23 protein-coding genes, 1 tRNA gene and 1 pseudogene are annotated in these 24,363 nt (G+C 28.7%); 6 read left to right on the top strand and 19 right to left on the bottom strand.

Annotated features, from left to right (window positions below; translation table 11 throughout):
* Positions 1–4 precede the first annotated feature (4 nt).
* From IPH62_15020 to IPH62_15000, 5 genes are all read right to left on the bottom strand, one after another.
* Positions 5–1,405: an HD domain-containing protein gene (locus IPH62_15020; protein ID MBK7106583.1), complete on the bottom strand. Its 1,401-nt coding sequence runs from the start codon at positions 1,403–1,405 to the stop codon at positions 5–7.
* Entirely contained in the window at positions 1,395–3,602 is a 2,208-nt protein-coding gene (locus IPH62_15015) for a hypothetical protein (GenBank protein MBK7106582.1), read from the bottom strand. The genes IPH62_15020 and IPH62_15015 overlap by 11 nt, the downstream gene beginning before the upstream one ends.
* A gap of 23 nt (positions 3,603–3,625) precedes the next feature.
* The gene (murA, locus tag IPH62_15010) at positions 3,626–4,891 is read right to left on the bottom strand and encodes a UDP-N-acetylglucosamine 1-carboxyvinyltransferase (protein MBK7106581.1); all 1,266 of its coding nucleotides are present in this window, start codon (positions 4,889–4,891) and stop codon (positions 3,626–3,628) included.
* 92 nt (positions 4,892–4,983) lie between these two features.
* Positions 4,984–5,439, bottom strand: coding sequence for a hypothetical protein (locus IPH62_15005; protein ID MBK7106580.1), 456 nt, complete (start codon positions 5,437–5,439; stop codon positions 4,984–4,986).
* A 138-nt stretch (positions 5,440–5,577) separates the two neighbouring features.
* Positions 5,578–6,168, bottom strand: coding sequence for a hypothetical protein (locus tag IPH62_15000; GenBank protein ID MBK7106579.1), 591 nt, complete (start codon positions 6,166–6,168; stop codon positions 5,578–5,580).
* 225 nt (positions 6,169–6,393) lie between these two features.
* On the opposite strand from IPH62_15000, the gene IPH62_14995 reads away from it, so the two are divergent.
* The 3 genes from IPH62_14995 (at position 6,394) to clpP (ending at position 8,540) form a co-directional block, all read left to right on the top strand.
* Positions 6,394–6,478 (top strand) — tRNA-Leu (locus IPH62_14995).
* Positions 6,479–6,515: 37 nt separating this feature from the next.
* Positions 6,516–7,859, top strand: a complete 1,344-nt coding sequence (tig, locus tag IPH62_14990; GenBank protein ID MBK7106578.1) for a trigger factor — start codon at positions 6,516–6,518, stop codon at positions 7,857–7,859.
* A gap of 51 nt (positions 7,860–7,910) precedes the next feature.
* Positions 7,911–8,540 carry an ATP-dependent Clp endopeptidase proteolytic subunit ClpP gene (gene clpP / locus IPH62_14985; GenBank protein MBK7106577.1) on the top strand — a complete coding sequence of 210 codons (630 nt, stop codon included), beginning with the start codon at positions 7,911–7,913 and terminating at the stop codon, positions 8,538–8,540.
* 78 nt (positions 8,541–8,618) lie between these two features.
* Here the strand turns inward: clpP and IPH62_14980 are convergent.
* The 14 genes and pseudogenes from IPH62_14980 to IPH62_14915 form a co-directional block, all read right to left on the bottom strand.
* Positions 8,619–9,869 (bottom strand): annotated as a pseudogene (locus IPH62_14980) (IS256 family transposase).
* A 122-nt stretch (positions 9,870–9,991) separates the two neighbouring features.
* Positions 9,992–10,957, bottom strand: a complete 966-nt coding sequence (locus IPH62_14975; GenBank protein ID MBK7106576.1) for an IS3 family transposase — start codon at positions 10,955–10,957, stop codon at positions 9,992–9,994.
* 89 nt (positions 10,958–11,046) lie between these two features.
* Positions 11,047–11,214: a transposase gene (locus tag IPH62_14970; protein MBK7106575.1), complete on the bottom strand. Its 168-nt coding sequence runs from the start codon at positions 11,212–11,214 to the stop codon at positions 11,047–11,049.
* Positions 11,201–11,437, bottom strand: a complete 237-nt coding sequence (locus IPH62_14965; protein ID MBK7106574.1) for a DUF72 domain-containing protein — start codon at positions 11,435–11,437, stop codon at positions 11,201–11,203. The genes IPH62_14970 and IPH62_14965 overlap by 14 nt, the downstream gene beginning before the upstream one ends.
* A 64-nt stretch (positions 11,438–11,501) precedes the next feature.
* On the bottom strand, positions 11,502–11,972 hold the full coding sequence (locus IPH62_14960; protein MBK7106573.1) for a DinB family protein: 471 nt from the start codon (positions 11,970–11,972) through the stop codon (positions 11,502–11,504).
* A gap of 160 nt (positions 11,973–12,132) precedes the next feature.
* Positions 12,133–12,987, bottom strand: a complete 855-nt coding sequence (locus tag IPH62_14955) for a hypothetical protein (protein ID MBK7106572.1) — start codon at positions 12,985–12,987, stop codon at positions 12,133–12,135.
* 72 nt (positions 12,988–13,059) lie between these two features.
* Entirely contained in the window at positions 13,060–13,479 is a 420-nt protein-coding gene (locus IPH62_14950; protein MBK7106571.1) for a YjbQ family protein, read from the bottom strand.
* Positions 13,480–13,599: 120 nt separating this feature from the next.
* A complete protein-coding gene (locus IPH62_14945; GenBank protein MBK7106570.1) occupies positions 13,600–14,097 on the bottom strand; it encodes a methylated-DNA--[protein]-cysteine S-methyltransferase in 498 nt (165 codons plus the stop codon).
* A 49-nt stretch (positions 14,098–14,146) separates the two neighbouring features.
* The gene (locus IPH62_14940) at positions 14,147–14,518 is read right to left on the bottom strand and encodes a GxxExxY protein (GenBank protein MBK7106569.1); all 372 of its coding nucleotides are present in this window, start codon (positions 14,516–14,518) and stop codon (positions 14,147–14,149) included.
* A gap of 66 nt (positions 14,519–14,584) precedes the next feature.
* Complete coding sequence (gene lexA, locus IPH62_14935) at positions 14,585–15,205, bottom strand: repressor LexA (protein ID MBK7106568.1); 621 nt, start codon at positions 15,203–15,205, stop codon at positions 14,585–14,587.
* 302 nt (positions 15,206–15,507) lie between these two features.
* A complete protein-coding gene (locus IPH62_14930) occupies positions 15,508–18,432 on the bottom strand; it encodes a response regulator (protein ID MBK7106567.1) in 2,925 nt (974 codons plus the stop codon).
* 4 nt (positions 18,433–18,436) lie between these two features.
* The gene (locus IPH62_14925) at positions 18,437–19,516 is read right to left on the bottom strand and encodes a hypothetical protein (protein MBK7106566.1); all 1,080 of its coding nucleotides are present in this window, start codon (positions 19,514–19,516) and stop codon (positions 18,437–18,439) included.
* 232 nt (positions 19,517–19,748) lie between these two features.
* The gene (locus IPH62_14920; protein MBK7106565.1) at positions 19,749–20,762 is read right to left on the bottom strand and encodes a dipeptide epimerase; all 1,014 of its coding nucleotides are present in this window, start codon (positions 20,760–20,762) and stop codon (positions 19,749–19,751) included.
* A gap of 170 nt (positions 20,763–20,932) precedes the next feature.
* Complete coding sequence (locus IPH62_14915) at positions 20,933–22,120, bottom strand: C40 family peptidase (protein ID MBK7106564.1); 1,188 nt, start codon at positions 22,118–22,120, stop codon at positions 20,933–20,935.
* Positions 22,121–22,269: 149 nt separating this feature from the next.
* On the opposite strand from IPH62_14915, the gene IPH62_14910 reads away from it, so the two are divergent.
* The 3 genes from IPH62_14910 to IPH62_14900 all read left to right on the top strand — a co-directional run bounded on the left by IPH62_14910 (position 22,270) and on the right by IPH62_14900 (position 24,337).
* Positions 22,270–22,521, top strand: a complete 252-nt coding sequence (locus IPH62_14910; GenBank protein ID MBK7106563.1) for an NrdH-redoxin — start codon at positions 22,270–22,272, stop codon at positions 22,519–22,521.
* Between the two features lie 14 nt (positions 22,522–22,535).
* Positions 22,536–22,808 (top strand): co-chaperone GroES, encoded by a 273-nt coding sequence (locus IPH62_14905; GenBank protein ID MBK7106562.1) that lies wholly within the window; start codon positions 22,536–22,538, stop codon positions 22,806–22,808.
* A gap of 323 nt (positions 22,809–23,131) precedes the next feature.
* A complete protein-coding gene (locus IPH62_14900) occupies positions 23,132–24,337 on the top strand; it encodes an ATP-dependent 6-phosphofructokinase (protein MBK7106561.1) in 1,206 nt (401 codons plus the stop codon).
* Positions 24,338–24,363: the final 26 nt, after the last annotated feature.

Below are 24,363 nucleotides of genomic sequence, written 5' to 3'. Positions count from 1 at the left end.
TGCATTATTTGAGAAAATTTTCTTTTATATTCATCAAATATTGAAATGCGGCGTTATATTCATTGGGAATTATTCCATCCAAAATGGCTTCTTCAATCGCAGTTTTAATTTCACCAACTTTCTTTGAAGGTTTAAGATTACAAATTTCCATTATTTCATTTCCAGTTACCGGAGACTGAAAAGCTCTAAGATTATCTTTCTCTTGAACATCTCTAACTTTCTTCATTACGTTTTCATAATTCTGCAAATATTTAGAAACTTTGTTTTGATCTTTACTTGTAATATCTGCACGACAAAGCGTTATTAAATCATCTAAATCTTCTCCGGCATTTGCGCTTAATCTTCTTACTGCTGAATCCGTGACTTCTTCAGATGCTAATGCAATTGGTCGTAAATGTAAACGCACAAGTTTTTCAACATAATTTAGTTTGTGTAAAGGAAGTTTTAATTGTTTGAAAATTGATTTCATCATTCGCGCACCAAGTTCCTCATGCCCGTGGAAAGTCCAACCGATTTCTTCAATAAATTTTTTGGTTTGAGGTTTTGCAATATCGTGAACCAAAGCCGCAAATCTTAACCAAACATCATTTGTATTTTTAGAAATATTATCTACAACTTGACAAGTATGAAGAAATACATCTTTGTGATGAAAATCTTTTCTCTGATCAACTCCGGCTAAATTTGCAATTTGAGGAAAAACTACGTGCATAACTTTTGTGTTTTGCATAAGTTTTAATCCTATTGAAGGTTTTTCGGATTCCAAAATTTTAAAAAATTCATCAGTAATTCTTTCTTGCGAAACAATTTTTAATCTTTCAGATAATTCTTCTGCGGCAATTAAAATTTTTTCATCGACTTCAAAATTTAGTTGAGCCGCAAAACGAAATGCGCGCATAATTCTTAAAGGATCATCATCAAACGTAATTTTTGGATCAATCGGAGTTTTGATAATTTTATTTTTAATATCTTCAATTCCGTTAAATTTATCAATCATTTCACCAAAATTTTCTTCATTTAGCGAAATTGCCAAAGTGTTTATTGTAAAATCTCTTCTATTAATATCATCTTCAAAAGTTCCAATTTCCACAAGCGGATTTCTGCTTTCTTTTTTATAAGATTCTTTACGTGCTCCTACAAATTCAAAATCAATATTTTGATATTTGAAATGTGCGGTTCCAAAATTTTTGAAAATATTTACATTTTTCTCACCAAGTTTTTCCGCTAATTTTTCAGCAAATAAAACTCCATCGCCAATAACGAGAAAATCAATTTCATGTTTTTCTCTATTTAAAATTAAATCTCTTACAAAACCGCCAACAATAAAAACTTTTACATTTTGATCTGAAGCCAGTTCGGAAATAATTTTGAAAAAATCCTTAGTATTTAAAAATTCTCTAAAATTCATAACTTTCTAAAATATAAATATTATTTTTCATCCAATTCATCTTATGTATAAATATTTCTAATATTTCCTTTTTTTCTTTTTTTGCATTTATTAAAGCCAAGTTAGAATATTCAATTGCTTTATGAAAGTTTAAATTTTTATAAAAATACTTTGATATTAGAAAATACAAATCGGAACTTGGTTTAAATCTTTTCAAAGATTTTTCAATTTCGCTCATTTCATTTTCTAATTCGGAATTATCCAAAGTATCAATATTTTCTAACAAATATCTATCAATATAATATTGATAAATTTTATCATCATTTTTACTTAAAAAACTTTTAATAATTTTCTTTCGCGAAAATTCTTCATCAAGAAATTTATTAAAAACTGAAGAATCATTTTTCGCAATTGTTTTATAAACTACTGAACTATTTGTATAAAATTCACTAACATTTTGTAAAATTAAACTATCATAATTTGCAATTGCAGAATTTATATTTTTTGTTTTTCCATATAAAAATGCCAATAAATACTCAATATTATAATAGTAAGATGATTTTTGAAAATTTGGTTTTTCATTTTCTAAAAGTTGAATTGCCGAAGCGAAGTTTTGAGATTTAATTTTGTTTTGTACAATTCCATTAAGCGCAGCATAAGAATCGGAGTAATTAAAAATTTCACGAAATAATTTTTCCGATTCTTCGAAATTATTTGAATGAAAATATTCCCAAGCATTTTGCAGATCTTTTTCCATTGCTCGCGCACAAAATTGTTTAACCAACGGAATTCTTCCGAAATATAAATTTGCTTTGTGAATATTCACATCAAAATTTAGATTTTCCAAATAATTAAAATATTCGTTTTCCAAAGTTTGAATATTTTTTTTGAATACAAATTCAAAATCCGGGTTTGCATAAAATTCTAAAACTTTTTCAGTCGAATATTTTTTCGATAAAAATTTTATAAATGATCCGGCATAAATATATGAAAGCGAAGAAACATTGCTGAAAAAGCTGAAATTTGTAAACAAATTTTCTAAAGAAATTTTATAATTATTATTATAACCTAAAAACGCAAAATAATCGATATCAAATTCATCAAAATTATTATCAAATGCAGTTGCAAAACCTTCAATTAAACCGGGATTATAATTAGTTGGAAGATTAAAAAATCCTTTACCAAATTTTTTAGAAAATACGTGAAGCAATTCATGGTTTAAACTATTTTTGTAATTATCAAAATTAATATAAAATTGATTTAGCCAAGGTTTTGTTACATCTGCGAATTGTGATCCGAAAAGTTTCTTTTTCTGTGCTCCCGATTTAAATATTATTGAAGTTACTTTTTCGTCAAAGTTAATTCCTAATAAACGATTATTTTTTTCTAAAAAATAAAAGTGTTCTGCAATTAGAATTTTTTTCTCTTTATCATTTATACTTTTTGGAAAAAAAATTAGAAGATTATCATTTTCGAATTTACCTTGTAATTCATTTTCAATTCTGCTTAAGTTTGTTGAAAATTTGAAAAAAGGTTTTGTAAAATCTGAAGTTAAATATAACAGCATAATTATAATTATTACATATAGTTGCGATTTATAATTAAAGTTATCTTTAAATTTCAAAACTATTAAAATTGTTAAAGAAACAATAATTGTGATTGATCGATACAAAATAAGTTTATCGGAAATCTGAATATTTTGATCGTAAATTACACCGGGATAATAACCAAAAATAGGATTAAAAAAATAAATTTGGGGATTGAAATATAATTCCGGAATAAATCCTAATAGCAAAATGATAGAAATTATTGCGAAAATGATAAACTTAAATTTGTTTGAGATATAAATTGCTAACTCTGCAATTGCTGCTCCAACAAGAATTGAGGGAATTGCCAAAATTAGATAGAAATAAATTCCATTAGAAATTGGACACTTTTGACATAAAATTGTTGAAATAATTAAAATTATTAATGGCAAAATGATTATGATTGGATAAAAATATTTTGGTTTAGAAATTTTTGGAATTGAAAAATTTGCAAAATTTATACTTAAATAGAATTGATAAATTCCAGAAATGAAATAGAAAATAATTCCGTTAACTGCGCTTGATTCGTAACCAAGCAAATTTAATAACGGAAACTTTGTAAAAATTAAATTGATTACAACAATTAAGAATATAGAACTTATTGGTATTATGGATTTGGTAATTTTGCTCAACTATTTATCAGAAATATTCATTGTTAAAATTCTTTAGTTTTAACTCTTTCTATTTGTGCTCCCAGTTTTTTTAACTTTTCTTCAATTCTTTGATAACCGCGATCCAAATGGTAAATTCTTAAAACTTCAGTTGTTCCTTCAGCTACTAATCCGGCTAAAACTAACGAAGCACTCGCTCTTAAATCAGTCGACATTACAGTTGCACCTTTTAATTTTTTCACACCATTAACAATTGCGCTGTTTCCTAAAATTTCAATATCTGCACCTAATCTGTTAAGTTCAGGAATATGTTTGAATCTATCCAAATAAATTGTATCTGTAATTTTGCAAGAACCATTTACAATGGCCATATAAGAAGTCCACTGAGCTTGCATATCTGTTGGAAATCCGGGATAAACTCCGGTCGTAACATCAATACTTTTTGTTTCAATATTACTTGCATCTAAAGTCATTAAATTATTATTATAAGATAATTTAACACCGGAATCTTCAAGTTTTTGTATAACTAAATTAAGATGTTTTGAGTTGGAATTTGTAAGTTCAATTTTTCCTTTCGTCATCGCAGCGGCAATTAACAAAGTTCCGGCTTCAATTCTATCTGGAATATTATAAACATTTGCCGGAGAAAGACTATTAACTCCTTCAATCTCCAAAATATTAGAACCAATTCCTTCTATTCTTGCGCCCATTGAAACAAGAAATTGTGCTAATTGAGTTATTTCCGGTTCTGCAGCAGCATTTGTAATTATCGTCTCCCCTTGCGCTAAAACCGCTGCCATAAGAGCATTTCCGGTTGCTCCCACTGAGGAAATATCAAAATTCAATCTTGCTCCAATAAGTTTTTTTGTTTTTGCAATAATATAACCTTCATCTAATTCAATTTCGGCTCCTAACTTTTTCATGGCTTCTAAATGTAAATTAATTGGTCTTGGACCCCAAGCACAGCCTCCAGGTAAAGAAACTTTAGCGTATCCGTATTTTGCTAAAAGCGGACCTAAAACATATACTGATGCACGCATTTTTTTGACATGTTCGTATGGTGCAGTTTGAGAAATTATATTCTTAGAATCTAATATTAATTCTTGATTATTAAATTCTGATTTTACTCCTAGTTGGTTTAGGAGTTTTGACATTGTGAAAATATCATTCACTTCCGGAACATTTGTAATCTTATTTACGCCATTGTTTAATAAAACAGCAGGCATTAAAGCTAAAGCTGAATTTTTTGCTCCGCTAACTTCAACCGATCCTTTTAATGGATTTCCGCCTTGAATTACAAACTTATCCATGAATAACCTTAATATTTATTTTGATGTGCTAAATATAGAAGTTCTATACAAAATAGAAAATAAATTACTTTTAGTATTGTAAATTTTGAAATCTATATATCTTCAAATTGAGAAGCACTTTTTAAAGATTTTATTTTGTGATTTTCTTCTAATTTACTTAAACTTTTAAAGAATTCTTGAACATCCACATTTTCTGCATTATCAACAAGTTTGGTATATAATTCGATCAAGCAGTTATCTAAATAAACAAAAAGGTCAATTAATTCATCAACAGAAATTTTTTCTTCGCTCACCAAAGTTGATAAAACCTCTAGCTTTGTTTTACACTGACTATGCGGAAACCATGAATTAAGTATGTTTGACGATGCCGAGTTTTCCAATTCTGAAATCGTTTTTTCAATTTGAGTTTCTCTTTCTTCAAGATAATTTAATAAAAGTTTTACTCTTTCCTTATCTTCACTTTGGTTTAGTTTTCTGTAATAATCGGCAATTATTTGATGAAATTTTTTGGAATGATCTAAAATATCTCGAGTAGTTTCAATGCGCATAACCACCTCCAAATTAGGAAATGAATTTATTCTAAAGAATAATTTTTGCTAACCGCACATTTTAAAATAACAAAACTTATATCGTAATATAATTCGATTTTGAATTACTAACAATGGCAAATAGTTTATAATTGTAAACTATTTTCTTTTTCTTGAATTAAGTTTTTTCTTACTTATTTTTTTAGGAAGTTCTTCCGGTTCTTCTGCAATTTCCTCGGTTGCTATAACATTAACCGAATCTTGAGCAAAATATTCTTTTCTAATTGAATCTTGAAACTCAATAATTTTTGCATAAGATTGAGTGGCTGTTTCCGGTGTGTAAAAATATATTGTTGTTGCAACTGTAAAAATAAAAACAATTGCAATAAATGGTTTTAATCCAATTTTAGTTGCTAACCAACCGCACATCCAAATTGGAGATTGAAGTATGAAAAAAGGCAAAAATAAAATGAAATATAAGGCCAAAGCAATTGCATAAGCAGTACTTTCAATTGGCTGCGAAAAACTCATTTTTTCGCCTAATCCTAAGATTAAATCCCAAAAAGTAGTACTTATTTGCGCAACAACTCCAACTGTAATATAAAATAATGATAATACAACTAAAATTATTGAACTTATAATTGCTTGAATTGTTTGAAGTATAAAAGGTGGTTTCCATTGAATTCCTTTCAATTCAGAATGGAATTTCTTGATTGGGTCTGAATATGGATTGGGGGCTAATTCAAACATATTTTTATTTTAAATTTTCCAAATAAATTTTAACAAGGGACGTATAACACTTGTTTTTATTGTCTCTATTAAATAATAGAAGAAATTTTTTATTGCAATAAAATTTTATTTATACTTTAATATTCGCAATAAAAACTAAAGAATTTAGTTAAATACTAAATCTATTTAATATGTATTAGATTTGTAAATCACTTAAAATTACTGTAAATTTACGCTTTATTTTTTGCGAGAGTGGCGGAATTGGCAGACGCGCTAGACTTAGGATCTAGTATCTCACGGTGTGGGGGTTCGAGTCCCCCCTCTCGTACCAATTTTCCTCCTTTTTAAACAATTATTTGAGGTATTTTTTGGAAGCAAAAGTTAATGTTTTAAACAATACTGAGCATGAGCTTGAAGTAAATTTAAATTATTCAGAAATTAAAGTTGAGTTGGAAGAAGCTTATAACAAAGAACGAAAAAGTATTGTAATGCCCGGTTTTAGAAAAGGTAAAGTTCCACTTTCAATGCTAAAAAAAGTTTACGGCGATGCAATAGAATACAAAGCCAGTGAAGAAATTGCCAACAAAAAATTCTGGGATATTGTAAAAGATCAAAATCTAAAACCGCTAAGTATGCCTCAAATGACATCGTTAAATTTTGAGATGAATGAGTATCTTAATTTCAAAGTTAAATACGAAGTTAAACCAACTTTGGATCTTAAAAATTATACCGGATTAGAAATTGAAAAACCAATATTTAAAGTTCGTGATGAAGATATTGAAGCAGAAGTAACTAATTTATTAAAATCTAAAGCAACTTATGAATTAGCCGAAGAAATTACAGATAACAATTATAAAATTACAGTTGATTTACAAAGAGTTGATTCTGAAGGAAAAGATATAGAAGGAAACAAAAGTGCAAATATTGTAATTGATTTAAGTGATAAAAAAGTTAATGAGAATATTTCAAAAAACGCACAAAATAAAAAAGCCGGTGAAGAATTTAGTTTTTCTTTTGTTGATGAACATATGCACGGCGACCATAAGCATATTGAAGAATTTAACTATACAGCCGTAATAAAAAAGATTGAAAAATTAGTTGCTCCGGAAATTACTGAAACACTAATTGAAGAATTATCCGGTAAGAATGCAAAAACTTTAGATGAATTGAAAGCTTTTACAAAATCGAATTATGAAAATTATTACAAAGATCAATCTGAAAGAATTTATGAAAATACTTTACTTGATCAAATTGTGAAAAATAATGATTTTGAACCTTCAAAAAATTATGTTGAAACAATTCTAAATAGATTGGTGGAAACTGAGAAACAAAATGCAAAACAATATAAATCACCAATTCCAAATGATCAAACATTAAAAACGAATTTGCAACCAAGAGCAGAATGGAATGCCAAGTGGCAAATTATTTTAGAAAATATTGCCGAAAAAGAAAAAATTGAAGTTACAGATGCCGAATTAGAAGAATTGGCAAAAGAAGAATCAGAGAAAATAAATATACCGGTAGAAAAATTATTGAAATATTATAAAGACTCTAACAGAAGTGAATCTTTAGTTGAAGAAAAAATTCTTAAGTTTATAAGAGAAAATAACAAAGCAAAAGAAGTTGATCCGGAAACTAAAGCAAAAGAAGCAAAGAGCAAGAAAGAAACAAAAACTAAAGAAAAAGAAAATCCAGACGAAGATAAGAAATAATTTTCATAACTAATTTCTGAAATATTGCTAAACTAAAATTTAGGAAATCAAATGTCAGATAAAATTTATAATACTTTAATTCCTTATGTTATTGAGCAATCAGGTCGTGGTGAACGCGGAATGGATATTTTTTCTCGTTTATTGCGCGAAAGAATAATTTTCTTAGGCGAAGCAATTGACGATCATATTGCAAGTGTTGTTATCGCTCAGTTACTTTTTCTTGAGGCTGAAGATCACGAAAAAGATATAAATTTATATATAAATTCTCCGGGCGGAAGTGTTTCTGCCGGCTTAGCAATTTATGATACAATGCAATTTATTAAACCGGATGTTTCAACGAATTGTGTTGGAATGGCAGCAAGTATGGGAGCTGTTTTACTTTCCGGAGGAGCAGCAAATAAAAGATTTGCACTTCCTCATTCAAAAATTATGATTCATCAACCGTGGATTGGAGGTTTACAAGGTCAAACTACAGATATTGAAATTCACGCTAAAGAAATGATTAAAACAAGAGATAAACTTTATAAAATTCTTGCAAATCATACCGGCAAAACAACGGACCAAATAATGAAAGATTGCGATAGAGATTATTATATGTCAGCTTCTGAAGCGGTTGATTATAAAATTATCGATAAAGTTCATGAACGCAGAAAAATGCCAGGAGAAACTGAGAAGAAATAATTTTTAATATTGTAGAAATAAAAAACTCCGAATTAATTGAGTCTGTAAAATAATTTGTGTAAATGGGATTTATCATGATTAAAATTCCTGAAATCTATCCTTAAAATAAACAGAAAAATTAGAAAGAATAAGCGCCCAATTATGATCCGTTAGCTAACGGAGGCATCGTCCATTTTTTAGATAAATCTCTGTAAGCCAAATATAACATTTTTTTAAGAGCATCATCGTTTGGGAAAAGAGCTCTGTTTTTAGTTACTTTTCTAAATTGACGATGCACAGATTCCACTGCATTCGTGGTATAAATGACCGTTCTAATTTCTTGGGGATATTTGAAAAATGTAGCAAGATTATTCCAATTATTTCTCCAAGATCTGATAGCAAGAGAATATTTATTTGTCCAGTTTTCTTCCAAAGAGTCAAGATTTAATAAAGCAGCTTCTTCAGTTGGAGCTTTATAAACTTCTTTTAGTTGATTCATAAATTTCTTTTGGTCTTTTGAAGCAACATATTTTAGGGTATTTCTAATTTGGTGAATAACACAAAGCTGGATTTCAGCTTTTGGGAAAACAGAATTTATTGCTTCGGGGAATCCTTTCAATCCATCAATTGATGCAATGAAAATATCTTCAACACCTCGATTCTTTAGTTCTGTTAAAACATTAAGCCAGAAGTTTGATCCTTCTGCTTCACCGACCCATAATCCAAGTAGATCTTTGTGTCCTTCTATATCAACCGCTAAACAGGTATATGCAGCCTTTGATACTACTTTCTTTGATTCATCTCTTACTTTGTAATGGATAGCGTCGAAGAAAACTATAGGATATATTTTCTCAAGAATTCTATTTTGCCATTGTTCGGCAAGTACAACTATTTTATCTGTAATATTCGAAACTAAAGTAGGGCTAATATCTATTCCGTAAAGTTCTGTAATATGTGTTTGTATGTCTCGAGTTGTCATTCCTTTTGCATACATGGATATGATTTTATTCTCTATTGGCCCAATTGTTTTTTCATACTTTTTACAATTATTGGATCAAATTCACCATTGCGGTCTCTGGGGACAGAAATCTCAATTTCACCGTCCGTTAGCTAACGGATCATTCTTGAGTGATTTATGTGTTTTCCCATTTCTATAATTACCATTGTTTTTGCCAACTGGTGAATATTTTCATATCCTAAGTGTTCGGTTAGTTCACTTTCTAACATTTGTTCTAAAGTTCCAGCTAATAGTTTTTTAATAGCTCCGTCTTTACCCATTAAATCATCGTATGTTTTTGCTTTGGTAAGATCGGCTTTTAGTTGCTCGATCATTTTTTCGGTGAGCTCCATTGTGTAATCTCCTTTCGGATTTGGTTAATAAGTTAGTGATTTTTTTGCATAATTAAATGCTGTTCCGCTACGCTTCACAGCATTTAATTAAACCTCTTTATTAACCATTTACACAAAACTTTTTACACTACCACTAATTTAGAATTTAAGTTATTATCATATTCAACAGGAGTAAAATAATCAATTGAAGAATGAATTCTCTGCCTGTTGTAATATATTTCTATATAATCAAATATTTTCATTTTTGCTTCTTCTCTGGTTTGAAAGTTCTCAAAACCAATCAACTCTGTTTTTAATGTATGAAAAAAACTTTCCATTACAGCATTATCATAACAATTTCCTTTTCTACTCATTGACTGAATTATTCCATTGGCAGCCAGTAAATCCCTTACCTCTTTTGATGCATATTGACTTCCTTGTTCCCAATGAAATATTATTCCGGGATTTTTTCCTCTTTGCACTAATGCATTTCTAATTGCCGTTGTTACTAATAAACTGTTCTGTCTTTGATCTATATGCCAGCCGACTATCATTCGTGAAAATAAATCAAGTATACATGCCAAATATAACCATCCTTCTTTAGTCCATATGTATGTTATATCTGAAACCCAAATCTTGTTTGATCCAGTGGTTCGGAAATCTTGTCCAATTAAATTTTTCGCTACCGGGTAACTGTGATTCGAATTTGTTGTTACTTTATACTTTTTCTTTGTTTTGGCTCTTATTCCGTTTGTTTGCATTATTCTTACTACTCTTTTTTTATTGATTTTTAGCCCTCGTCTTCGCAGATCTTGATATATTCTCGGACTTCCATACAATCCTCGAGAATTTCTGTGGATCTCTTTTATCTCCATGAGCAAGACACTATCTTCTTTTTCCCGTCGACCCAACCTTCGTTTTACATAATTATGATACCCACTCCTTGATACATTTAATACTTTACACATCTTCCCAAGTCTGTATTCTTTTCTGTTTTCCATAATAAATTTATATTTCATGACTCGCGTTTTGAGAAGATGCCTACAACTTTTTTTAATATGTCCCGCTCCTCTTTTACGTCTGTCAACTCTCTTCTTAATCGTCTTAATTCTTCATCTTCCGGTTTTAATCTCCCTATGAGTTCCCCGAATCTTCTTTAATCTTAAATTCTCTTGTTCCAATACTTTCATTTTTTTGCTTAATCTATTCGTATGCTTCCATATTCTTTCCGCCATCTGTAATATGTCTGTTCATATATTCCTAATTGTTTGCATATCAGATCTATACTCTTTCCTTCCGTATGCATTACTTCTGCTTCTCGCAGTTTGTTTATGATTTGTTCTGTTGTAAATTTAACCTTTCCCATATTTTTTCTCCTTTTGACCAACTGGATCTCTTTTGGGGAAGCATGTCAAAATTTCCAGTGCCAAATATGTGTAGTATGTTGAGTTAACTTCCACCATATTAAAGTAACGCGAATAATAAGTAAGCCAGCTAATATCTTTTGATTGATCGAAAGGATAAAAATTTGGAACCCAATCTTTATAAGACCAGCCGGCTGTACCAACATAGAGTTTTGGAGTTTGCATAAAGTAAATTTACTGTATAAAACACAGATGACACAGAATGTTATGATTAACCCAGATAAAAATATTACATCTCTCCATAAGGCATTTGAGGTTTTTTGCCTAATAATCTTGCATAAACTGCCAATGCTCCTCTGTGGTGTGCAGTGTGATCCCCAATTGCGCCAACAACAGCCATTTTAGGTGCACCGGTCATTATCGCTGCTGTAATCGGAGCCATTAATTCTGTCTCCGGAGCTAATTTTATTTTTTCGATTCCATTAGCTGTAGCATCTTTTAACTGCTGAATACATTTTTCAAACGAAATATATTTTTTCATTCTTTCTTCATAACCATCAAAGCTCATATTAAATCCTTTTTCACCAAATGCACCTTCCAAAAACCAATCAATTGTTTCTGCGGCATGACCAATATGCTGAGCAACGGTGTACATTTCTTCTTTTGGTTTAAAACTGGAGTCTGCTTCAGTTAAACAGCTTATTGTGTTCATAAAAAATGTTTCTTGAGTTTTAAGTTGTTCAATTAATCCTTCTTTCATGGTAAATCCTCCTTTAAAAGATTTTAAGTTGAGTTTAGTTATTTTACGGTGTAATTATAATGTGATTTATTGTGTTAAACTATTGCTATAAAATTTTAACAAAATGTTCCCCCTATGAGAGAAAATTAATTTACATGAAGTTTTGTAAATTGGGGTTCATTCAAAACGAATAATTTATACCAACACCAGCAGAAAATGCCCGAGTCAATCCATCAACATTTATTTCTCTTTTTAGGAATGGGAATGCAATTTCTGCTGTTATAATCATATCTTTATTAATTTCATAATCGGCATTTACAAGAAAGTTTATTTGAAGTTGATCGCTATCTTCTACTTCAATAAATTTTTCTTCAGCAACTGTTAAATCTAAAACACTTGATTTACCAATTCTCTTAATCAATAATAATTGCGGAGAAATATTAAATTTATCAACCTCAAAAATGTAACTTCCTCTTGCAATAAAATCATCACCGCGTTCTAAGCGTGTAACGGAATTATCATTTCTATTTCCGGCAACTTGATAGCCTACTCCCAACATAACATTTCTATTTGAGTAGTTTAATCCAAGTAACAAATCATTAGTACCTAATCCACTTTGATAAATCTGAGGTATTTTTTTTTGATTATCGTCACCGGTTGCAATTTTTCCGCCAAAGGTAAAAGAAGCTGATTGGATTCTATCACTAAAAATATTTTGGGTAAAACTTAAAATTAAATCGCCTATTCCACTTACATCACCTAATGGTCCGGATTGCATATTATAAGGTAGTATTACTGTTAATTTTGTATTGCGAAATGGTTGATAGAAAAAGTTTAACTTGGCGGAATGAAATTTTACATCATCATCTTTACCGCTTGATCCAAAAGAGTAAGATACTCCAACATTATAATTTTTATTAGATTCTTCATGCTCAAAACCAAGTTGACAAACTCCGGCATCTGAACATTGAGCAAAAGATTTGTTAACATTAGCAAATAAAAATACTGTGATAAAAATTGATAATATTTTTTTCATTTTATAAATACTTTCTTTTTTGAAGACAATTAAAATAAAAGTATCACAATTTTATAACAAAATCGATGGGAATTATTCTCCCATTAAAGTAATTACAATTTTTCTTGAGCCGCCGTAATCTCTGTGCTCACAAAGATAAATTCCTTGCCAAGTGCCCAGATTAAATTTCCCATCTTTTATTGGAATTGTAAGCGATGGTCCAAGCAATGAAGATTTTATATGAGCCGGCATATCATCTGTGCCTTCATAAGTATGTTCAAAATAAGAAATATTTTCCGAAACAATATTATTAAAATATTTTTCCATATCTCTGCGAACATCCGGCGATACATTTTCGTTTATTGTTAATGATGCGGATGTGTGCTGAATAAAAATATTTGCAAGCCCAGTTTTGATATTTTTCATTTCTGGAATTGCATTTTCTACTTCGCGAGTGATGATATGAAATCCGCGATTTTTAGGTTTAAGATTTATTTCTGTTTGGATATACATTTGATCTCAAATAAATGAATGAAAAGATAAACCACAAAGTACACAAAGATTATTCACAAAGAACACAAAGTTAATATTCTTTGTGAATCTTTTTCTTAGTGTTCTTTGTGGTTAAGTTTTTTAAAACATCTCCATTTGTTTTTCTTCGCCGGAAAATTCTTTTTCGTGATTAAGCAGCCATTTTTTTCTCCACAATCCGCCGGCATAACCGGTAAGACTTCCATCGCTACCAATTACTCTATGACACGGAACTATAATTGATATTTGATTTTTTCCGTTTGTTACGCCAACTGCTCTAATTGATTTTTTATCACCCAGAGATTCTGCAATAAAATTATATGATACAGTTTTTGCATAAGGGATTTTGAGTAATTCGTTCCAAACTTTTTGTTGGAATTCTGTTCCTTCTTGTTTTATTGGAATGGTAAATTCATTTCTTTTTCCAATAAAATATTCGGCAAGTTCTTTTTTGCATTGGGTTAAAACCGGATTTACATTTTCCGCTTCCATTTCTGTATCGTCAAAAACGAAAAGAATGGAAGTAATAAAATTTTCTTCAGCGGAAAGTTTTATTTGTCCAATTGGGGATTTAATATATGTAACAAATTTAGTTTTCATTTTACTCCTTTTAACCACAAAGAACACAAAGTTTTTTTTCACAAAGAACTCAAAGAATAACTCTTTTGATTCCATCTTTCAAATATTTTACATTGAAATTAATCAATAAACCAAGCTTGCATTCAGCTAATTTTAAATAAGTTAATATCTGAGCTAAATGCACATCATTCAATGCTTCAACTGATTTAATTTCTAAAATTAATTTTCTTTCAATCATTAAATCAATTCTATAACCACAATCCAATTTAACTTCTTCATAAATCAATGGCATTGGTTTTTGTTTTTCAACAAACAATCCATTTTTATTTAATTCATAAAACAAACATTCTTCATATGCCGATTCTAATAATCCGGGTCCTAAATTTTTATGAACATTTATTGCTAAACCTATTACAACATTCGATAATTGATCTTCATTCATTTTTCTTTCCTTTGTGACTTTTGTGCGCCTTTCTTTGTGTTCTTTGTGGTTAAGGCTTTTCTCTTTTCATCCCACCATTGTTTCCATGTTTCTGTAAATTCCCACAACAATTCCAACTAATTTAAAATTAACATAATTCTTTTTAATTATTATTGGCTGATATTTCGGATTTTCCGAATGCAGCTCAATTGAATTTGATTTCTTAAAAAACCTTTTTACTACTGCAGCATCATCTAAAATTGCAACAACAATTTTTCCGTTTACTGGTTCTAAATTCGGATTTACAATTATCACATCTCCGCTGAAAATGTACGCATCTTTTAAACTGTCTCCCTTTACACGAAGCAAAAATGAATCATTCGGCATATGCACAATTGTAGGAAGTTCAATTGTATCAATTGCATCGGGATAAATTGTTAACGGATTTCCCGCGGCAACTTCACCAAGAATTGGCTTGGGAATAAAAAATTTATCTTCCAGCAAAAGTTCAATACTTCTTGATAATTTTGAATTCCTTTTTATATAACCTTTTTTCTCAATTGCTTGCAAATGCTGCTGAACAGTTGAGCGATTGTTATATCCAAACTTTTTTGCAATTTCTGCAAGAGTAGGCATAAATCCTTTTAGTTTGGATTCCGTTAAAAATTCTAAAATTTTTTGCTGAGTTTTTGTTAATTCTTTTGGCATAAGCACACCTTCGGCTGGTTAGTCACAAAAATGAGTAAGATTAGGAGTAAGATTATGATTAAGAAATTAAGAAAGTGAAAAAAAATATTTTGAGAAACTTCCGAAAAACTAAAATTTTATATAAATATTAGAATCAATCTTACTCTTGCTCTTAATCTTATTCTTAATCTTTTTTGTATGCGAAATAAATACCATACAGTTGTATGGCATAATTTACTAACACAATAATAGATTGTCAAGAATAAAAATTTGAGCAACATTTTTATTTTTTTGCGGAATTTGAAAGAAAGTTTTCTAAATCTTTACGAAAGAATTTTTTCGAAAGAATTTAGCAGATTATCTCTTAACAATGGTTTTACAAAATAATCTGTAAATCCGAACATTAAGAATTTTTCTCTATCGCCTTCAAATGGATATGCGGTAAGTGCGGCAATTGGTGTGGTTTTAAAATCATTAAATTGACGAATAATTTTCAGCGCATCAAAACCATTAAACTTATGATTAAGATTTATATCAACCAAAATTATATCAAATGTGAATTTTTCTAAAAGCGGTAATGCATCAATTAAATTTGATGCCATACTCAAATGTTTTAAATCATGTAATTGTGATTTAAATAATAATTGCGAATCGATTGAATCATCAATAAACAGACAAGAAATATCAGAAATTTTAAATTTGTTAATTGGTTTCTCTTCATTTACAGTTTCAATTTCATTTTCTAAAATTTCTTCTTCGCTAAAATCTTCAATTATTCTTTCATCAATTTCATTTGCAATTTCGGGTTCTTCAAAAATAATTTTGGTTTCTTCATATTTCATTTCAGAATTTGCAGAATTATTTTTTTCATTTTCCAAAATAATTTCCGAGTCTTCAAGTTTTATTTCGTCATTTTCTTCATGAATAATTTCATCAGTAAATTCAGATAATTCATTTTCTTCATCAAACATATCATTTGAAAACTCATGCAATTCATTTTCTGCTTCTACAATTTCATCAATATCGTTATCTAATTTATCAATCGTAATTTCTTTCAAAGATTCAACTTCTTCATTTAAAATTGGGTTTACAAAATTTATTTCATGAAGAATATTTTTACTATTTTCAATATTGCTTGGAATTATTAACGCAGCAGTATTCTCTTTATCTGTTGTTAAATTTGTAACTTTTGCAAAAATTACATCATTCAATTTTTGTGAAAGCCGCAATGCAATTGATGATAATCCAAAATTATTATTCTCAAAACTTTTCGGCGAATTATAAAGTTCTAAAATATTATTCAGCAAATTATTAGAAATTCCGGAAAGTTTATCTTTTGCAGAAATTATCAAACTATCTTCAGTTGAATAAAATGAAATAAATATTTCTTTAGTTTCGGTTAGAGTTAAAATGAGTTTTAGAAAATAACTTATTGATGCTAAAAGTTTTTGTTTATCGTTTTTAATTAATAATTTTTCAAAGGAATGCGTAAAATTTAATTTCACATTTTGTTTATCTGCAATTCTCGAAACACTTTCTTCAATATCAACAATATAATTTTTGAGATCAAATTCTTCAACTTTAATTGGCAAAAGGTTTTCTTCTAATTTTGCATATTGAACTGCGGAATTCATTGTTTGAAGAAGAAGCTGCTGATTTTCTTTTATTATTTTTGCCGATTCTTCCTGCTCTTCCGAAAGATTATCCACGCTGTCAATAATTTCTTGCACAAATCCTAAAATTACATTTACGGGAGTCAGCAATTCGTGAAACAGAAATGATAAAAACGGCGATATTTCTTTTTTATCTTTTAAAATTTCTTTCTGCTCAATACTAAGTTTTGATTCTGAAAATTTCTCATCAACTTTTATTTCTTCAGAAATTTTATTTACTTCAGATGAAATTCCATTTGATATTTCTTCAATTTTTTCATCGATAATTTTATTTTCTAAAATTTCTTCGGGAATTTTTTCTTCTTCAATTTTTACTGTTTCAAAATTTTCAATATTCGAAATTGTTTCTTCTGAAATTACTTCATTAATTCCATTTCCAATAATATCTTTAACTACTTCATCCTTTTGTAATTCGGTAATTTTTTCATCCAAAATTACATTTGTATTTTTTTCTATAATTTGAATTGTTTCCAAAATTACATTTCTATTTGCCCAAACTACATTTTCTCTTTTTACATTTATGCGAATTTCATTTCCGTCTTTTTTGAGCTGTTTATATTCAATTTTATTTAAATCTACTTCCGGATTTAATAATTTCTGCATGTCTTCCGGAAGAAATAATTCAATTAAATTCATCGATTTCAATTCATCTAAATCATATCCGTAAATATCTGCGCACTGTTTATTTGTATCTAAAATTTCAAAATTATTCGGATCATAAATAATTGTCGGCAGCTCGCTAATAATTTGCTGATCTTCTTTTTTAAGATTTTCCGTTTTTGGTACTATTCCGAATTTTGCTTGCAAATCCAGCTTGCCAATTATAAGAGTTTCATTTTTTCGTATAAATGGAAATACCAAAATTTTGTTACTTTCTGCAATGTTTACCGAATTTGGAAAAGTATTTTCAATGATAAAATGATTTTGCGGATCAAAAATTTCTTTTTCGAGAGAATAAATTATAAGCAAAAGTTCGCTTGTTTTAATTCTAACATTAAGTGGAATTTCTTGGTTACTTTCTTCCGGAAGCATAAATGATTTAAAACTTTGGTTCATCAAAATAAAATTTGAAAAATCCTTTAATGCAATCGGTTCTTTCTCAATTTCAGTATAATATTTTAGATTATTTATAATTTGATTTTCCGGATCCGCTGTTTTTAACAAATTGAAAATGTATTCATATTTTTTATGATAGCTGAAATCATCAATTGTGGGATAAACAATAAAATCATTTTTATGATTTTCATCATAAATTAAAAAGTAGAAATATAAATTATTCTGAATTTTGAACGGTGAAATTACCAATTGAAAATATTTAATTTCTCCGGAAGCTAAATATTGAATTTCTCTTGTTTTAACTTTTAGAAAAGTTTTAGAATCAATCAAACTACTTTTAATCAAAAGCGAAGTATTTTTATCAAAAATATTATAAAAGCTTTTTCCAGTTTCTGCTTTGCCAAAATATTTTGACCAAACATCATTTTTTGCAACAACATCTGCAAATTGGTTAAGAACCAAAGCCGGAGCATTTTCATTTATTTCAAGAAGATTCAATATTTGTTCAGTTATGGTCATATTTTTAATCTAAATTAAACGTTTGAGTTAAAAATTCCTTTCGCTTTGTAATTAAAAATTCTATGCCAGGAATATGTTTAAACGAATCCGCAATATTTTTATCAAGATTTTTTAATAACTTTTCAACAACTTCAGCTTCATTATTCTGCGGTAAAATAAAAACCGTACTATTTTTATAACTTATTTTATCGCCGGTATTTAATGCTTTTTGAATAATTCTGCATAACTCAATTGCGCCAACAATCTCGTTCTTAATTTTATAAATAATAATATTTACTTGCGAATTTGTTTTTTGTGCGTAAGATTTTCTACTTTCCGTTAAAAGTTTGAATTCTTCAAAATCATAAATAATTGTGTAATCAAATTTTTGATTTTGAGATAAAATGTCATACTCAGAATTTACTTTGGAAAGTAATTTCAACAAATCATTTTCGTTATCAGCAAGAGTTACAAATCCTTTAATCGGTACAACTTTATAATTTGTTTCAAACTCGCCTTCAATATGACCAATATTGGGTTTAATTGTAATTTGTCCCGAATAAATTCTTTTTTCCGAACTTCTTTGAAGTTGGATTATTCCGGTAGAATATTGAATAATTTCTTTTATAAGATTTTTTGAATTTTCATCTTGAGGTAAAGAATTTATTGAAAAAATTGTGATGTTTTTTTCTTCCAACAATTCTATAACTTGAAGATATTTTTCAGCAGAACTGAAAAATGAATTTTGCAATAATTGATCAACAAAAATTACTGACGGATTTTTTTCATTTAAAAAACTTTTAAATGATTCCAACGATTTAAAAATTTCTTCATTTTTGTGGAATAATAATTTTCCGGTTTTAATTGGTTCTTCAATATTAAAATAAAGCGATGAAGCTTGAATTTCTAAATTTTTTATTCTTTGATTACTTATTAATACAGTGGTTAAATTTGTTGAAACGAAATTCTCAATCATTTTTAAAGCAAGCAAAGTTTTGCCGGCATTTTTAGATCCAATAATTAAATAATTTCCGCCGGGATAAATTCCGCCCCATTTTTGGTCTAAGAATGAAAAACCGGTTAATATTTTAGAAAATTTCTGCATAAGAATTTGTCAACAAATAACTTTAACATAATAATAAATTTATGAACACTAAGAAATGATAATAAATGCAGATTTTTTGTGTTACTAATCACAAAATTTTAATTAAAAATTTCATTTTGAGCTAATTACAATAATAACGGCAAATTTATATTAATTAAAATTAGTTTCTTTGTTTATTTGGAAAGGTTTTGTTGAAAAAACTCTAAAATAATTTATTTCTAAATTAATTTAACTAAGATAATTTTAAACCAATTCCGGGATTTTCATTCAAAGAAATTTTGCCATCAATAATTTTAATTCCTTCATAAGGATCATTTTTAATAAGAAGATTTCCATCCAAATCTGCCCAATCAACGTGCGGGGATAATTGTGCGGCAGCAGAAATTGCGCAAGAAGTTTCTGTCATACATCCGATCATAACTTGTAAATTTAATGATTTTGCCAAATTCAACATTTTATGTGCTTCTCTCATTCCGGTACATTTCATTAATTTTATGTTTATTCCGGAATAAACACCTTTTGCCGAGGCAACATCTTTTAATCTTTGAACTCCTTCATCTGCAAAAATTGGCAGCGGACTTTTTTCTGTTAACCAAGCAATATCATCAATTTTTTCTTTTGGCATCGGCTGTTCAATCATTTTAACGTTATTTTCATTCATCCAATAAATCATATCCAATGCAAATTCTTTATCGGTCCAACCTTGGTTTATATCTACAGCTAAAATTTTATTTGTTTCAGAACGAATTGCATTAATTATTCTTTTATCGTTTGATGTTCCCAATTTTACTTTTAGAAGTTTATATTCATTTGCTTCTTTAACTTTTTGCTTAATAATTTCATCGGTATCAATTCCAATTGTAAAAGTTGTAAAAGGAGTTGTTGATTTATTAAATCCCCAAATTTTATAAAAAGGTTTATTTAATAATTTTCCAATTAAATCATGCAGCGCAATATCCACAGAAGCTTTTGCGGCAGTATTTTTTTCTTCTAAATTATCAACATATGTTAAAATATCATCAGCTAAAAATGGATCTTTAAATTGTTCCAAATTTACTTTTGATAAAAATTTTAAAACTGTTTCATGCGATTCACCCAAATACGGCGGCATCGATGCTTCGCCAAATCCAATAATTCCTTCATATTCAATTTGTGTAAGCACAACCGGAGTTGTAGTTCTTGAATTTGTAGAAATAGTAAAAGTGTGCTTAAGTTCTAAAGTATAAGGTTTAAATGTAAGTTTCATTTTTAATGTATAAATTAGATTACGTAAAACTTAAATTTGTCATTTTGAATCTGTTTTTTTAGATGAGAAATCTCTTTATTAAATTATGAGATTCTTTCGTCGTCAATAAAAACGGACTCCTCAGAATGACAAATTATAAATTTTAAAAGCAAATTATATTAATCAAAATTTTATTTATAAAATAAATTATTCTTTACCAAATTTTCGTTGGAATCAAAATTCCCAAGAATTCTTTTTGCTCTGATAAAAGTATTAAACCGATATTCATTAAAATCTTCCGAATCTTTAAAAAGACTATTATATCTAACTCTTCCGGAAGCGTGAATATATTTTCCTTCCCCAATATATAATGCAACGTGAGTAATTTTTTCTTTTTCTGTTTGCGTTTCTTTTCTTCCAAAAAATAATAAATCTCCCGGAAGTAAATTTTCAAAATTGTTTTCTAAGCTTATCAATTTTCCAACATTTACTTGCTGAGAAGCATCTCTTGGTAAAATTATTCCGTTCATAAAATAAATTGTCTTTGTAAATCCACTGCAATCCAAACCTTTTGATGAAGTTCCACCCCACAAATATGGAATTCCAATAAAAGTTTTTGTTGAAGAAATTATTTTTTCACTTGTTGAAATTGTATCTTTTTTCCAAATTTCAAAATTTTGAATATCTTCAGTATTTATAAAACCTTGACGCAAATCCGGAAATTCAACTTTTACAAAATCTTTTTTCACTTCAACAGATTTTAGAATATTACCCAAAACTAAATCAGAAATCATTTCACTTTCTGAAGAAGGATTTTGATAAACTACGGAATAATTTTTATTAACAATAAATTTTTCACTTTTTTTCCAAATATCAACTTCGGTTTCATTTACTAAAAATATTCCATCTTCATCAATCCAAGAAATATATTTATCCGGAGTCTGAATTAAATGCCAATCATTTTCTTTTTTTAGAACATTTACAATAGTTCCCAACAAACTTTGGGTAGCTAATTCCGCTGAATGATTTGGATTTGTTCTAAGATTTGCAACAGATAAATTAATTATTCCAAATTTTTTATCACCGAGATTTTCATCCGGTAAAACATTTAAATCAATTTCTGCATCAAGTTCATTAATTTTTAGTTGATAAATTAGTTCATTCTTAGCTTCATCTTTATCTGTTTCACCGGTAATAAAAATTTTTCCATCTTTAAATTCCGATTGAATATTAAAAATTGCCGTTCTTTTATCAGGAGCATATGTATTTTTAATTGTATCCAAAATCGTTTCTAATTTTTCCATATTATTTTCTTTGCAATTAATAAAATTAAAAAGTGTGAAGATTATTATTACTGATATTGAAATTTTATTTTTCATAAATAACTAAAGTGTTATTGAATCAAATAAAATTAACTATTTTTTTATATTTTTTTGTGTAAATTTTGACTTACAAATTTATATTTCTGAAACTTTTTACGGAATTCTTCATCAAATTATATTGATTTTCTATAATTGACGGAGAAAAAATGAGTACAACTGCACAACCAAAAGTTATTATGTTCACAACGCCAACTTGTAGTTTTTGTGTTTCCGCAAAAAGATATTTTAGAGAAAAAAACATAAGATTTACAGAAATTGATGTTTCAAAAGATCAAAAAGCTGCGTTGGATATGCAAAGACGCGCTGGAACAACTGGTGTTCCGGTTATTTTGATAAACAATAAACCAATTGTTGGGTTTGATAAACCAAAAATTAATAATTTGTTAAACATAAAATAAATATAGGAGAAACCATGAAAGTTAAACCAATGGACGACAGAGTTCTTGTATCATTTGTAGAAGCTGAAACAAAAACTGCATCAGGTCTTATAATTCCGGATACAGCAAAAGAAAAACCAACTATGGGAAATGTTGAAGCAGTTGGAACTGACGAAGAATTACAAAAAGTTCTAAAAGTTGGCGATAAAGTATTATTTGGAAAATATGGCGGCGAAGAAATTTCTTTTGATGGAAAAGATTATAAAATTATTCAAAGAAGCGATATTTTAGCCATTATTGAAAACTAAGAATATTTATCAAATTTAATATTTGGAGTCCGGCAAAACCGGACTTTTTTATTTTTCGATTCTAAATTCTCTAACTTGATTAAATAACCAGAATTTAACTCACAAATTTAACACCATTTTTATAAAACCAATCTCTTTTTTTTATATATTTCACAAATCTAAAATGAATATTTATTCAAAATTTATTAAAAAGATGTTCAAGGATTATTTTCTTTTTCGCATAAAATGGATAAATAATTTATATTTACAAACGCAAATAAATCTTCTTAGAAATTTCATTAGCTGAAGAAATAAATTAACTAAAATTACCATGTGGAGAAATAATGAGTAATATTAACAAAATAAGAGGTACAATAGGAATTCTAACCGGTGGCGGTGATGTTCCGGGTTTAAATCCCGCAATTCGTGCCGTAACAATTCGAGCCTTAAGAGAAGGATATCGTGTAATCGGAATTCGTCGCGGTTGGGGCGGAATGATTGACATTGTACGTGACAAACAATATGATAACAGTGAAAACTTCATTGAATTATCAGAAAATATTGTAAATCGTGCAGGTAGAACTGGAGGTACATTTTTACACTCTTCTCGTACAAGAGCAAGTCATGTTCCAAACCCAAATGTTCCAGAACATCTTAAAGATAAGTACACAAATGAAATTAATGATTTAACCGCTGAAGTATTGCAGAATATTGATTTTATGGGATTAGATTATTTAATTCCAATTGGCGGAGATGATACATTAAGTTATGGAAAACATTTACATGATCAGGGAATGAAAGTTATTGCTATTCCGAAAACAATGGATAACGATGTTCCAGGAACAGATTATTGTATTGGTTTTAGTACCTGTGTAACTCGTACAATTGAAATAACACACGCGCTTAGAACGAGTGCCGGATCACACGAAAGATTTTTAATTATTGAAGTTTTTGGAAGATATGCAGGATTTTCTGCTTTGTTACCAACTATGGCTGGTGCAGCTAACAGATGTGTAATTCCTGAACATAAATTTAGCATTGATCGGTTAACTGAATTAATGGTTGAAGACCGAATGAAAAATCCAAGTAAATATTCTGTTTGTTTAGTTTCGGAAGGTGCAATGATTGGAGAAAGTACAGAAATGACTTTTGAAGATAACGAAACCGATATGTTTGGTCATAAAAAATTAGGCGGAATTGGTGACTTGGTTTCTAAAAAAATGAAAGATCTTTCACCAAAATTTAATAAAGGTCATAGAGTTAATGTAATTAACCAGCGATTAGGATATATGGTAAGAAGCGGTGATCCTGATGCAATCGATTCAATAGTTCCAATGGCTTACGGAAATTTAGCTTTAGATTTAGTTCTTGAAGGAACATCGGGTCGTTTAGTTACACTTAAAAATGGAAGATATGATAATGCTCCCATTGAAATTGTAACAAGTTTCAAAAAAGTTGTTGATGTTGATAAATATTACAATGTTGATAGATTAAGACCTCATTATAAGAGTTTCGAATCAAAACCATTATTTATTATGGCAAGTGATTAGAAGTTTTATTAAATCCAATTTAAAAC

This window comes from Ignavibacteriota bacterium (genome assembly GCA_016708125.1).
Lineage (GTDB): Bacteria > Bacteroidota > Ignavibacteria > Ignavibacteriales > Melioribacteraceae.
This window is presented reverse-complemented; position numbering and strand designations above follow the sequence as displayed.